An 11,534-nucleotide genomic window follows, 5' to 3' on the forward strand; every position below is an offset into this window, starting at 1 on the left:
CTCTTTTTTCACGTCACGTATAAATACATTTCAGCCACTCAAACAGCTCTTGTAGCCGCTCGAGGTGGGAACGCCGCATCGATCACTCGTAGTCGTAGAAGCCAGTTCCCGTCTTCTTTCCGAGATCGCCCGCTTCGACCTTTCGTTTGAGGAGGTAGGCCGGCTTGAATCGCTCTCCGAGTTCCTCGTACAACGTCTCGGAGGCGTGTAGACAGATGTCGAGTCCGATGTGATCTGCCAGGCTCAGAGGTCCCATCGGAACGTTGGTTCCGAGTTCCATCCCGGCGTCGATGTCGTCCCTCGTCGCGACGCCTTCGTCGAACACCCGAATCCCCTCGTTTATCCAGGGCATGAGGATCCGGTTCGTGACGAACCCCGGTTTGTCGTCGGACTCCCAGGTCGTCTTTCCGAGGGTTCGTGCCACCTCGTGTGCGAGTTCGGTCACCTCGTCGGTGGTCTTTTCTCCGACGACGATCTCGACGCCGTCCATGATCGGAACGGGATTCATGAAGTGGATACCGACGACGCGTTCGGGCCGGTCGAGCACCGAGGCGATCGACGTGATCGATAGCGTACTCGTGTTCGTCGCAAGCAGGACGTCCTCGCCGCAGACCCCCTCGAGATCCGCGAAGATTTCCCGTTTGATCGAGAGGCTCTCGACTGCGGCCTCGACCACGAGATCGCAATCGGCCAACGCGTCGATCGCCGTCGTTCCCTCGATCCGGTCGCGGATTCGGTCGGATGACTCCTCGAGATCCTCGCGTGACTCGAGGCGCTCGAGGCTACTTTCGACCGTCGCGATACCGTCCTCAATCAGCTCGGGTTCGAGATCACGCATCACGACGTTGTAGCTGTGGGTCGCGCCGACCTGTGCGATCCCGCTCCCCATCGTTCCCGCACCGACGACGCCGATCCGGTCGATTTCAGTTCGGAGCATACGACGGGATACGACGGCGGCGTCCGAATATACTTGGGGCCGGTTCACGCACGTGGAACCGAGTCGACGAACCGCCGATGGCTGGAAATGAGCGAACGTCGGCTGGACCGTGTTGGAGACGCGTCGACGCTGGTACCGACCGCCCATCGGACGCGTGGTCTGTTTCACGTCACAGTCGTCCGAGGAAAACCTTCAAGACCGGTGGGTGTGAGGTACGGACGATCGGTGAATCGCGTGAGTAACGAACACGTCGCTGGCGAATCAGCCGCAATCGACGTCGAAATCGACTCCGACGAACGGGACGCACTCGAGGCGGCGAACGTCGACGCAGTCGACGTCACGGCCAGAGACTGCTCCTATCGAGTGCTGCTCGATGCCGGCGTCGACGAAGAAATCGCGGACGCACTCCGCAGACGGTTCTCGCTTCCGTGGTCGTTCGAGACGGACGGCGACCTCGATCGTCGATCCACCGAGGTCAAGGGTCTCGGAGACGGCGAACGTGCGTGGATCGCCGCCAGCGAAGACGACGGCTGGCAGGCGTTCGAACGTGCACACTCACGGGCGACTCGAGGCGAAAGCGACGACGTGGCCCGCCCCTGGCCACGACCGACGCCGGTCGAGGCGGTCGCGGGTATCGGTCCCGAGGATGCCGACGCGCTGGCCGAAGCCGGAATCGTCTCGGCCGAGCGTCTCGCCACGATCGACGCGACCCAGATCGCAGACGTACTCGAGTTCGACGTCTTGCACGTCCGAACCTGGCGATACAACGCTCGCGAACTGATCGAGTGAGCGCCGCCTCTTCGAACCGAGCGACGGACCGTCGTATTCGGTTGCTCCGACTTTCGGTCCGGTACGACCGTTTCGGTCGCTCGCTCTTATCCGGCCCGACAAGAGAAGAATACAACCGTATCGGTCACCCATGTTGGGCAAACTTACTACTAAAATAAGTAATTTCGATAATGCGGATCATCAGAGATTTATACTGGACTGATGGACCATTTAACAGATGATTCCGATCGACGACTCCCCGATCGTCCGCGACGGCAAGTCACTGATCCTCGCCATGGATCACGGACTCGAGCACGGCCCGGTCGACTTCGAAGACGTCCCCGGGAAGCTCGACCCGGCGGCCGTCTTCGAGACGGCGACCCACGACGCGGTCACGGCGATGGCGGTCCAGAAGGGTATCGCCGAGGGCTACTATCCGAGCTACGAGGACGACGTCAATCTGCTCGCGAAGATCAACGGAACGTCGAACCTCTGGATGGGCGAACCGGACTCGGCGGTCAACTGGTCGGTCGAGTACGCCGCCGAGCTTGGAGCCGACGCGGTTGGCTTTACCGTCTACGGCGGCTCGAACCACGAGATCGAGATGGTCGAGGAGTTCCGCGACGTTCAAGAGAGCGCCCGCGACCACGATCTTCCCGTCGTTATGTGGTCGTATCCCCGCGGGCAGGGACTCAAAAACGACACGAAACCGAGTACGATCTCCTACGCGTCCCGTCTCGCGCTCGAACTCGGTGCCGACATCGCGAAGGTCAAATATCCCGGCAGTAGGGATGCGATGGCCCACGCCGTCGACTGCGCCGGTGACATGAAGGTCGTGATGAGCGGTGGCTCGAAAACGTCCGACTACGAGTTTCTCTCGACCGTCGAGACCGTCATGGACGCCGGGGCGAACGGTCTCGCCGTCGGCCGGAACGTCTGGCAACGAGAGGATCCTACCCCCCTCCTCGACGCTCTCGAGAAGGTTATCTACGAGGGTGAGACGGCCGACGCAGCTCTGGAGGAATGACCGACACCGTCGAGGACGTCGTCCGCGTGATCGCTCGCTCTGCGACCGAGATACGCCGGGGTCTGGTCGGCAGACGAGGGAAAGTCGACGAGGAGAACCCAAGCGGCGAAACGCAAGCCGAGGCGGATATCTGGGCGGACGAACTGCTCGCGGACCGGTTGTCGACGACCGACGGCGTCGTCCAGTACGCAAGCGAAGAGCGAACCGACGACCTCAACTGTGGCGACGAGGGTCTCGCAGTCGCCGTCGATCCGCTGGATGGTTCGTCGAACCTCCGATCGAACAACACGATGGGAACGGTGTTCGGGATCTACGACGAACCGATTCCCGCTCCGGGAACCGCCCTCGTTGCCGCGGGATACGTTCTCTACGGACCGATCACGACGATGGTGTACGCTCGTGACGGACAGGTGACGACGTACGAACTCTCCGGTGGCGAGCGAACCGTCGTCGACGAGGACGTTATCGTCCCCGACGATCCCGTCGTCTACGGCTTCGGCGGACGCGTCCCCAACTGGACCGACGACTTCCATCAGTACGCCAACGAAATCGAGGACGAACTCAAACTCCGCTACGGCGGGTCGATGATCGGTGACGTCAACCAGGTGCTCAGCTACGGCGGAATCTTCGCCTATCCAGCGCTCGAGGACAGTCCGAACGGAAAGCTCCGACTACAGTTCGAGGGGAATCCGATCGCCTACGTGATGGAGTCGGCCGGCGGGCGTTCCTCCGATGGAACCCAGTCGATACTCGAGATCGAACCGACCGATCTCCACGGACGGGTTCCACTCCACGTCGGCAACGCCGACCTGATCGACCGACTCGAGGCCGCACTCGAGTAGGACGGTCACCGCCGATGACGTCGAGAACGTATAGGGTCGAGCGTCGTGGCTCTCTGCGTTCAGCGCACGAACCGAACTACGGCTCACGACGTGCCGTGGATCGACTCTGAGCCCACGGAGCCGTGACGAAGACGTAGACCCCGACGCCGATCAGCATCATCCCGTAGAACGCCCAGCGTGGCCACGCGGTCTCGAGAAAGAGAAGCGTCAGAAACAGGACCCAGAGTGCGATCGCGAGTAGATCGACGGCGAGTCGAGCGACGGTTCGGAGCCCGGATCGAACGACGCTCGTTTCAGCGGACTGTCGATCGGTCGGTTTCGAGGATCCCGTCATCAGTCTCTGTCCGATCAGAAGTGATAGCCGTGCTCTGCGGTTAGTTTGTAGGCCGATACGCCCCAGACGTAACTCTGTCCCGGCCACCACGTTCGGGCGTTGTTGAAGCCGGCGACGAGAACGTCGTCGTCACGGCCATCCGGGTCCGAATGGTAGCTGACCGAGCCGCTGTCACCGTCGGTCAGGTCCATCTCGCCCCCCCACCGGATCTGTCCGCGACGACAGAACTCGTCGGTGAAACACGTCACGGCATCGACGCCCTGGATTCGCCCCGTCGTGTGCCCGGTTAGCGCACCGACTTTTTCGAGTTCCTCTCCTCGCGCGACGAGGTCAGCAAGACCGAGCCTGGTGTACTGTCCGCGAACCCGAACTGGTGACGGTGCCGCGATTCGGCTCACAGGTCGCATCTCCCCGTTCGGTTCGACCGCGACGAAGTCTTCGCCGGGATGGGCGTAGACAACGGTCCCTAGCTCGAGCCGTTCCACCCGGTCCAGAGGGAGTGCCAGCGGGTGTCCCACCGGATCGGGCTCGTCTTTGAACGCGTGTTCGGCGGTGACGAAAAACGCCTCCTCTTCGTCGGGATGGTACAGCGCGGGGCTGAGCGTGGCCAGGCTCGACGGCGTTTCACAGGCGATCCCGCTCGGGACACGACCATCGTCGACGCTCTCTACGTATCGTGGCTCAGCGTACTCGAACCCGTCCTCGATCTCCTCGATCTCGATGATCGTCTCGGTGTTTATCGAAATTCCCTCGGAAACGTCTCGAATCATCTCCCGTGCGGATTGTCCCTCGTTCGAGACGCCGATCGAGATCGACGCCGTTCCACTCGCGTAATCGCCCGGAACGACGGCGCTACCGAGGTAGCCGGTGTAGGCGATCCGGGCCAGCCGCTCGTTGAGCTCGAATGCGTTCTGGACGGCGGCGTACCACTCTGCGGGCACGTCGCGCGTTTGCTCGACGAGCGAGAACGGATCGTCGGGGTTCTCTCTGACTCGTGCAGTGACGATCGGAACCTCGCCGTCGTCGGCCGCGAGAAAGTCCTCGACGCCGAGAAGCTGTGCCATCCCGAGAGCGTATCCGCCGGTAACGAGCGTTCGGAGGAATTCTCGCCGATCCATCTCGGGCTGGAGCCGTTCGCGGAGGGTCGCGAGTCGGTGTACCAGTCTCGCTGTGTTCGTCTCAGGCATACGTTCGGTAGTGCCGATTGTGACACCTGCGTGGGTGACACGCTACTGTTGGGTGGCGTTGCGTCGGGAGTTCCGGCTTACCGACGGCTGATAACTATCGCGTGGACGTTCGCGAGACGGTCGGTAGCTACCCACAAATACTCCGAAACCGGCTAAACCCGTTCTGCCTGCAGGTGCCACTCGTTATCGGGGGGACCGATCGATCGCCCCCGACTTCTCACGCGGCGTAGTCCTCGACCTTCCTACCACTTTAAATACCTATCTTTACCGATACGATCGACCATTCACTAGAGTCCACTCTATCATCGGGAGAAAATAAGTGTTTGTACGAACATTACGAATTATAACCAACATATAACCCAATTGACTGTTAGTGCCGCTCTACGTCTTCCGGTTAATAATATAGTCGAAGATCTAGTATCACCTTCTTCCTCTATTTTGGATGGTTCTTCGCGGAATCAATTAGTCTCGCCTGCTCTATAAGTTTTTTATAAGTTATGAAACTCATCAATATATCGTACGAGTTTCAAACCTATTCACTATCAGCTAATTATGGGAAATACTTATATACCTATTTCTCCTACTATCTATTAGATTATGACTGGATATTATGACATTGTTCTCGGACTCATTCCGGTCGCACTGCTCGGTATTACCGCAGCGCTCACGCTCGTCGGTATATCATTGACCACAGCGATCCCTGCCGGCGCATTCGTTTCGATGATGATCATCGGACACGCGATGTTCGTCAATACGCCAGCCGACTCCTCGGACGATACCCAGTCTCCGCGGCCTCCGCTGAACGCGGATTGATCTCTTCGAGTCCTTTATTTCGTTTCGCGTTCGGTTTTCCAGTATGACCGACACGCTGTTTCTCACCAGTTCCGACGTCGCAGACCTCGCAACTCCGGCCGAGTACGTCGACGCCGTCAGAGCGGGATACCGCCAGCGCGGTAACGGCGCACCCGCCAAACCGCGATCGAAATTCTTCCGTTCCGATCCCGGCGGGATGCTCACCAGTTACGCGGCGGTCCTGCCGGAAACGGGTGCGATGGGTGGATACATGTACAGCGCAGGTTTCGGGGCCGAGGACGCCTGGTTCATGACACCGCTTTTCGATGCCACCAGCGGCGCTCCCCTCGCGCTCCTCGACGGCGCGAGTATGAACCCGTTCAAGACCGGTGCCGCGGGTGCCGTCGCCGTCGACGAACTCGCTCGCGAGGACGCCGACGCGCTCGCCGTCATCGGAAGTGGTGCTCAGGCCCGCGGTCAGCTGCGAACCACAGCGACTGTTCGAGCGTTTTCGGACGTGCGCGTCTACTCGCCTACGGCCGACCATCGCGAATCGTTCGCGGCCGACTTCGACGACCAACTCGAGGCCACGGTCCGGGCGGTGGACTCGAGTACGGCGGCGATCACCGGTGCCGACGTCGTGATCACGGCGACGAGAGCGGACGACCCCGTCTTCGACGGCTCGAAACTCGAGGCCGGAACGCACGTGACGGCGATGGGCCAGTACGCACCGGAACGGTGCGAACTCGACACGACGACGATCGAGCGAGCGACGTACGTGCCCGACCTCCGCGAACGGGCGACGTTCGATGCCGGATCGTTTCTGGCTGCGCTCGATGCGGGCGTCGTCACCGAGGACCATATTCATGCCGAACTCGGTGAGATCGTGGCGGGCAACGCGAGGGGACGGACGAGCGACGACGAAATCACGGTGTTCGACAGCGGTGGGACGGGCATCGAAACGGTCGCCGCAGCGTACATGTTATACGAGAAGGCTCGCGCCGAGGGAATCGGGACCGAGATCGCGTTCGAACCGGCGAGTGAGGCGTTGACGGGGAACTGAACCGCAAACGGACTACTCGACTGCCGAACGAAGTATTGAACTATCGACACGATCTCGAGGGCCCGACTCCTCGGTTCCGGTGGCAGTAGTTCTTGACTACCTCTCACTCAATACGGTATTTCCGCACCACCGCGCTCGTTAGCGACCGGAAGTTCAAACGTCTGTTCACCGTACGTTCGTTCAACATGTCCCGCGCGGTGGAACTCGAGTCCACTCTCGAGTCGGCCGAATCGCTGGCGATCGTCTGCCACGACAATCCGGACCCGGACTGTCTCGCCAGCGCGCTGGCTCTCGAAACGGTCGCGAGGGACCTCGGAATCGCGGACGTGACGATCGCCTACGGCGGCGAGATATCCCATCAGCAAAACCGGGCGTTCGTCAATATGCTCGCGATCAGCCTCGAGCCGATCACCGACACTGACGTAGGAGAGTACGACTGTATTGCCTTTGTCGATCACGCCCAGCCAGGCGTCAATTCCGATATTTCAGCAGATACCATCCCGGACGTCATCGTAGACCACCACCCCGGCGAGACGCCGGGGGCGACGTTCGAAGACATCCGAACGGAGTACGGCGCGACGGCGACGATCTTCGTCGAGTACCTCCGTGACCTCGAGATCGAGCTCACGTCACGGCTCGCCTCTGCGCTGCTCTTTGCGCTCCACCGTGAGCGGTTGGACTTCGTCCGTGAACCGACGAGACGGGAGTACGAAGCGGCGCTCTCGGTCTACCCCGACGCCGATCTCGAGGCGCTCGAACAGCTGTACGGGAGCGCGTTTTCACCCGGAACGATCGACGCGATCAGCCGTGCGATCGACTCCAGAGAGCGTCGCGGATCGTCGCTCGTGGCGAACGTCGGTAAGACCTCGGAGACGGACGCTCTTCCACAGGCGGCGGATTATCTCCTCAACTTGGAGGGCGTCGATACCGTCCTCGTCTACGGTGTCGTCGGTTCAGCAATCCGGATGAGCGCGCGGTCGATCGATCCGAGAGTACACATGGGTGAAACGCTCTCCGACGGTTTCGGAGAGCTCTGTACCGTCGGCGGTCATCACGACATGGCCGGCGGCCGGATCGAACTCGGTATCTTCGCGGATGACATGGGTGATGCCGACCAGCTCATCGAGTTCATCGACGGGCGGATAACGCGTCGGTTCTTCGACGCGCTCAATCTCGACGACGAGCGCTGACGGTCGGGACTCGCCTCCGATCGTACCACTGTGTTCGACGACGGTTCCCCTCCCGTCGCCGTCTTACTCGACGTTGATCGAGTGAGATTCGCCCTCGAACTCGAGTTTTGGGAGCTTGATCGTCAGGATTCCGTTGTTGACCGTTGCGCTCACGTCGTCTACGTCGACCGGGTCAGGGAGGCGAACGTGACGGTTGAACGACTGGAGCTCTCGCTCGCGGCGGATGTACATCTCCTCGCCGGCTTCGTGTTCCTCAGTTCGTTCGCGTTCTCCGGTGATAGACAACGTCTCGCCGGTGAGTCGAATGTCGAGGTCGTCCCTGTCGTATCCTGGAACGTCGACGGTGACGATGAACTCCTCGCCTTCGTCCGTCAGATCGAGGTTGGTCGCCTCGCGTCCCATCGAGAGATCGAGACGGCTTCGGTTGTCGATTTCCGTCTCCCACGAGCGAGCAGCCGTCTCGAGCTGGCGGGCCAGTTTGTCGAACAGTTCTGCGAGACCGTCGAACGGGCTGGATCGTCGTGACATGGGTTCTTCTAACACGGATGTTCGCGTGCGAATGCGAAAAAGCCCATTACACGGTAGTTTGACGGTCAGGGTAACAAACAAATCCGACGATAACCCCCATAATATTTGACTCATGCAGGGGAATTTTACATCCAGTCGACGTACCGTCAGCCATGACCGAAGCACTGTTCGTCGTCAGCGAAAACGGATACTGGGGAGAAGAGTGTACCGAGCCCCTCGAGACGCTGTCAGAGGCGGGCGTCGAGATCACGGTCGCAACGCCGTCGGGCGGACCGCCCCAGATCGACGAGCAGTCGATCGATCCCGATCAGGTCGGTGAGGAAACCGCGTCGCACGTTCTCGATGTCCACGAGAGCGACGACCGACTGAACGATCCGATCCCGACCGCTCGTGCCGACGCAGAGCTCTACGACGCGGTCGTCTACCCGGGTGGCCACGGAACCGAGTGGGACGTCAACCAGGACAGTGACGCGCGAAGACTTCTCCGAGAGACGATCGAAGGTGACGGCACGGCGCTCGTCGTCTGTCACGCCGTCGGTATCCTCGCGTTCGCACGCGACAGCCACGGCGCGTTTATCGTCACCGGTCGCGACGTGACCGGCTTCCCGAACGAGTGGGAAGAAGACACCGTGGACGAGGACGGCCGCCTTCCGGACGGTCGAAAGCTCCCCTACTGGGTCGAAGACGAGGTGATCGCCGCCGGCGGTAACTGGGACGCCGAACTCGAAAGCGAAGCGAGCGTCACCGTCGACGGCGATCTCATCACGGCCCGCGGTCCCGAGTCGTCGACTGCGGCGGCAGAAACGCTCCGCGAGAAACTGGATCGCTGAGCGGACGATGACGTCCACTCTCCGGTCGTGCCAGACGGGCCAGTTCACGATGGTCGAATCAGTTCCTTTTTACGCGGCGGCGGGGAATTTCGAGTATGAGCTTCGAGGAAGACGACCGTGTCGTCCTGAACGACGAGCACAGCGAGTTCGACGGCGAAACCGGAACCATCACGCAGACGATGGAATCGATGTTTGGCGACGTCACCTACACCATCAGCTTCGAGGACGGACAGGAAGCCGGCGTTCCCGAGGATTCCCTCGAGGCCGCCGCCGATGACGACGCCGACGAATCCGACGAATAGCGACCAGATCGAGACGACGCCGCACCGTAGATGCCACAGATTCCCCTTCACTACGTCGACCTTCGGACGTTTTGTTACGCCACAGAAGATCAAAAGCGCGTCGAACAGGCGCTTCGAACCTTCCTGCCGGAAGAGTTCGAAATCGACCGCACGGAAAGCGAAGGCCACTACGGCGATCGGATTCTCGTCCTGTCGACGCGTCTCGAGAAGGCTGACGACGTTCGATACGTTCTCTCGCGACTTGCTGACCTCGAGACCTACGAGACGCTGATCGACGAACTCGACGAGCGAGTCACCGAAAACACCGAACTCTTCTTGCGACTGGACAAACAGGCCGCTTTCGAAGGGGACGTTCGCCTCGGTGAGGGGATCACGTTTCGTGGAAAAGTCGAAGCCTATCCCGCAAAGAAAGAACAGGCCGTCGAAAACGCCGAAGAGGTTCTGACGCGACTGCGAGACGAAAAGTGACGAGGCCGTAAAACGAAGAGTAGCAGTTGTCGTCGTGAGTTACTGTCGATCGGTTACCGTGATCGGAACCGTCCATTCCGACTCGTGGCGAGGGTGGCCCCGTGGCCAAGAGCTATTCGGCTACAGGACATACCATCGGTTATGCACCCGATCGCACTCACCGCACGTCCGCTGCAACTCGAGGTTGGCGACCCTCTCGTGATCGTCGGCGCACTGGCCCTCTTTCTCGTCATCGCGACGGTCTGGTCGATGGTCGAGATCGTCGACGCGTACAATCGGGGCGCACTCACCGTCTTCGGTGAGTACCGCAAACTCCTCGAGCCGGGGCTGAACGTCGTCCCGCCGTTCGTCTCCCGGGTCTACACGTTCGATATGCGAACGCAAACGATCGACGTGCCGAGCCAGGAAGCGATCACGCGGGACAACTCCCCGGTCACGGCCGACGCCGTCGTCTACATCAGGGTGATGGACGCCAAACGCGCGTTTCTCGAAGTCGACAACTACCGCCGGGCGGTCTCGAATCTCGCCCAGACCACGCTTCGAGCCGTCATCGGGGATATGGAACTCGACGACACGCTGAGCAGGCGGGAGATGATCAACGAGCGGATCCGTCACGAACTCGACGAACCGACCGACGAATGGGGGATCCGCGTCGAAAGCGTCGAGGTTCGTGAAGTGACGCCCTCCCGTGACGTCAAGGGAGCGATGGAGAAACAGACCTCCGCTGAACGGAAACGCCGCGCGATGATCCTGGAGGCACAGGGTGAACGCCGCAGCGCCGTCGAGAAGGCAGAAGGTGACAAGCAATCTAACATCATTCGCGCACAGGGTGAAAAACAGAGCCAGATCCTCGAGGCGCAGGGTGACGCCATTTCGACCGTCCTGCGCGCTCGCTCGGCCGAATCGATGGGCGAACGCGCGGTCATCGACAAGGGAATGGACGCGCTGACCGATATCGGGCAGAGCGAGTCGACGACGTTCGTGTTGCCACAGGAACTGTCATCGATGGTCGGTCGCTACGGTAAACACCTCTCCGGCAGCGACGTTCAGGCGGACGGGACCGATCTCGAGAGCCTCGAGTTCGACGAGGAGACTCGCGAACTGATCGGGCTCGACGATATCTCCGAGATGATCGGTGAGATCGAGGACGCCGACGTCGACGTCGAGGCCATGGAAGCCGAAGCTCAGGCGATCAAAGAAGGCGAGGACGTGTCCGACTCCCCGGACGATACGGTCGGTACGAACCGGTAGGTTTGTCGTCTGGGG

Annotated in this window: 14 protein-coding genes; 10 read left to right on the forward strand and 4 right to left on the reverse strand. The window is 60.8% G+C overall.

The genetic code is table 11. From position 1 onward, the window contains the following. Positions 1–82: 82 nt before the first annotated feature. Complete coding sequence (locus EA462_RS07850) at positions 83–937, reverse strand: 3-hydroxyacyl-CoA dehydrogenase family protein (RefSeq protein WP_124178017.1); 855 nt, start codon at positions 935–937, stop codon at positions 83–85. A 234-nt stretch (positions 938–1,171) separates the two neighbouring features. On the opposite strand from EA462_RS07850, the gene EA462_RS07855 reads away from it, so the two are divergent. The 3 genes from EA462_RS07855 (at position 1,172) to EA462_RS07865 (ending at position 3,574) form a co-directional block, all read left to right on the forward strand. After that, on the forward strand, positions 1,172–1,726 hold the full coding sequence (locus EA462_RS07855) for a helix-hairpin-helix domain-containing protein (RefSeq protein WP_124178018.1): 555 nt from the start codon (positions 1,172–1,174) through the stop codon (positions 1,724–1,726). A gap of 217 nt (positions 1,727–1,943) precedes the next feature. Beyond that, entirely contained in the window at positions 1,944–2,732 is a 789-nt protein-coding gene (locus tag EA462_RS07860) for a class I fructose-bisphosphate aldolase (RefSeq protein ID WP_124178019.1), read from the forward strand. Beyond that, positions 2,729–3,574: a class 1 fructose-bisphosphatase gene (locus EA462_RS07865; protein ID WP_124178020.1), complete on the forward strand. Its 846-nt coding sequence runs from the start codon at positions 2,729–2,731 to the stop codon at positions 3,572–3,574. The genes EA462_RS07860 and EA462_RS07865 overlap by 4 nt, the downstream gene beginning before the upstream one ends. A gap of 76 nt (positions 3,575–3,650) precedes the next feature. Here EA462_RS07865 and EA462_RS07870 read toward each other — a convergent pair whose 3' ends face one another. Together EA462_RS07870 and EA462_RS07875 are read right to left on the reverse strand one after the other, a co-directional pair. Further along, a complete protein-coding gene (locus tag EA462_RS07870; protein ID WP_124178021.1) occupies positions 3,651–3,908 on the reverse strand; it encodes a hypothetical protein in 258 nt (85 codons plus the stop codon). Between the two features lie 14 nt (positions 3,909–3,922). Further along, the gene (locus EA462_RS07875) at positions 3,923–5,095 is read right to left on the reverse strand and encodes a hypothetical protein (protein WP_124178022.1); all 1,173 of its coding nucleotides are present in this window, start codon (positions 5,093–5,095) and stop codon (positions 3,923–3,925) included. A gap of 597 nt (positions 5,096–5,692) precedes the next feature. Between EA462_RS07875 and EA462_RS07880 the strand changes: the two genes are divergently transcribed. The 3 genes from EA462_RS07880 to EA462_RS07890 all read left to right on the forward strand — a co-directional run bounded on the left by EA462_RS07880 (position 5,693) and on the right by EA462_RS07890 (position 8,140). Then, positions 5,693–5,908, forward strand: a complete 216-nt coding sequence (locus tag EA462_RS07880) for a hypothetical protein (protein ID WP_124178023.1) — start codon at positions 5,693–5,695, stop codon at positions 5,906–5,908. Between the two features lie 43 nt (positions 5,909–5,951). Next, positions 5,952–6,950, forward strand: a complete 999-nt coding sequence (locus EA462_RS07885; RefSeq protein ID WP_124178024.1) for an ornithine cyclodeaminase family protein — start codon at positions 5,952–5,954, stop codon at positions 6,948–6,950. 185 nt (positions 6,951–7,135) lie between these two features. Beyond that, positions 7,136–8,140 (forward strand): DHH family phosphoesterase, encoded by a 1,005-nt coding sequence (locus tag EA462_RS07890; protein WP_124178025.1) that lies wholly within the window; start codon positions 7,136–7,138, stop codon positions 8,138–8,140. 63 nt (positions 8,141–8,203) lie between these two features. Here the strand turns inward: EA462_RS07890 and EA462_RS07895 are convergent, their stop codons facing one another. After that, positions 8,204–8,668 carry an Hsp20/alpha crystallin family protein gene (locus EA462_RS07895; RefSeq protein WP_124178026.1) on the reverse strand — a complete coding sequence of 155 codons (465 nt, stop codon included), beginning with the start codon at positions 8,666–8,668 and terminating at the stop codon, positions 8,204–8,206. Between the two features lie 152 nt (positions 8,669–8,820). On the opposite strand from EA462_RS07895, the gene EA462_RS07900 reads away from it, so the two are divergent. The 4 genes from EA462_RS07900 (at position 8,821) to EA462_RS07915 (ending at position 11,519) form a co-directional block, all read left to right on the forward strand. Further along, entirely contained in the window at positions 8,821–9,498 is a 678-nt protein-coding gene (locus EA462_RS07900; protein ID WP_124178027.1) for a type 1 glutamine amidotransferase domain-containing protein, read from the forward strand. A 95-nt stretch (positions 9,499–9,593) separates the two neighbouring features. Beyond that, positions 9,594–9,800 carry a DUF1918 domain-containing protein gene (locus tag EA462_RS07905; RefSeq protein ID WP_124178028.1) on the forward strand — a complete coding sequence of 69 codons (207 nt, stop codon included), beginning with the start codon at positions 9,594–9,596 and terminating at the stop codon, positions 9,798–9,800. A 30-nt stretch (positions 9,801–9,830) separates the two neighbouring features. After that, positions 9,831–10,268 carry an RNA-binding protein gene (locus tag EA462_RS07910; protein ID WP_124178029.1) on the forward strand — a complete coding sequence of 146 codons (438 nt, stop codon included), beginning with the start codon at positions 9,831–9,833 and terminating at the stop codon, positions 10,266–10,268. A gap of 141 nt (positions 10,269–10,409) precedes the next feature. After that, positions 10,410–11,519: an SPFH domain-containing protein gene (locus tag EA462_RS07915; protein ID WP_124178030.1), complete on the forward strand. Its 1,110-nt coding sequence runs from the start codon at positions 10,410–10,412 to the stop codon at positions 11,517–11,519. Positions 11,520–11,534: the final 15 nt, after the last annotated feature.

The sequence above is a fragment of the Natrarchaeobius halalkaliphilus genome (assembly GCF_003841485.1).
Lineage (GTDB): Archaea > Halobacteriota > Halobacteria > Halobacteriales > Natrialbaceae > Natrarchaeobius > Natrarchaeobius halalkaliphilus.

What these genes read in the sequence shown, in the direction of transcription:
- EA462_RS07850 (WP_124178017.1), bottom strand. Translation starts at nt 937, where the DNA reads ATGCTCCGAACTGAAATCGACCGGATCGGCGTCGTCGGTGCGGGAACG.
- EA462_RS07860 (WP_124178019.1), top strand. Translation starts at nt 1,944, where the DNA reads ATGATTCCGATCGACGACTCCCCGATCGTCCGCGACGGCAAGTCACTG.
- EA462_RS07865 (WP_124178020.1), top strand. Translation starts at nt 2,729, where the DNA reads ATGACCGACACCGTCGAGGACGTCGTCCGCGTGATCGCTCGCTCTGCG.
- EA462_RS07870 (WP_124178021.1), bottom strand. Translation starts at nt 3,908, where the DNA reads ATGACGGGATCCTCGAAACCGACCGATCGACAGTCCGCTGAAACGAGC.
- EA462_RS07875 (WP_124178022.1), bottom strand. Translation starts at nt 5,095, where the DNA reads ATGCCTGAGACGAACACAGCGAGACTGGTACACCGACTCGCGACCCTC.
- EA462_RS07880 (WP_124178023.1), top strand. Translation starts at nt 5,693, where the DNA reads ATGACTGGATATTATGACATTGTTCTCGGACTCATTCCGGTCGCACTG.
- EA462_RS07885 (WP_124178024.1), top strand. Translation starts at nt 5,952, where the DNA reads ATGACCGACACGCTGTTTCTCACCAGTTCCGACGTCGCAGACCTCGCA.
- EA462_RS07890 (WP_124178025.1), top strand. Translation starts at nt 7,136, where the DNA reads ATGTCCCGCGCGGTGGAACTCGAGTCCACTCTCGAGTCGGCCGAATCG.
- EA462_RS07895 (WP_124178026.1), bottom strand. Translation starts at nt 8,668, where the DNA reads ATGTCACGACGATCCAGCCCGTTCGACGGTCTCGCAGAACTGTTCGAC.
- EA462_RS07900 (WP_124178027.1), top strand. Translation starts at nt 8,821, where the DNA reads ATGACCGAAGCACTGTTCGTCGTCAGCGAAAACGGATACTGGGGAGAA.
- EA462_RS07905 (WP_124178028.1), top strand. Translation starts at nt 9,594, where the DNA reads ATGAGCTTCGAGGAAGACGACCGTGTCGTCCTGAACGACGAGCACAGC.
- EA462_RS07910 (WP_124178029.1), top strand. Translation starts at nt 9,831, where the DNA reads ATGCCACAGATTCCCCTTCACTACGTCGACCTTCGGACGTTTTGTTAC.
- EA462_RS07915 (WP_124178030.1), top strand. Translation starts at nt 10,410, where the DNA reads ATGCACCCGATCGCACTCACCGCACGTCCGCTGCAACTCGAGGTTGGC.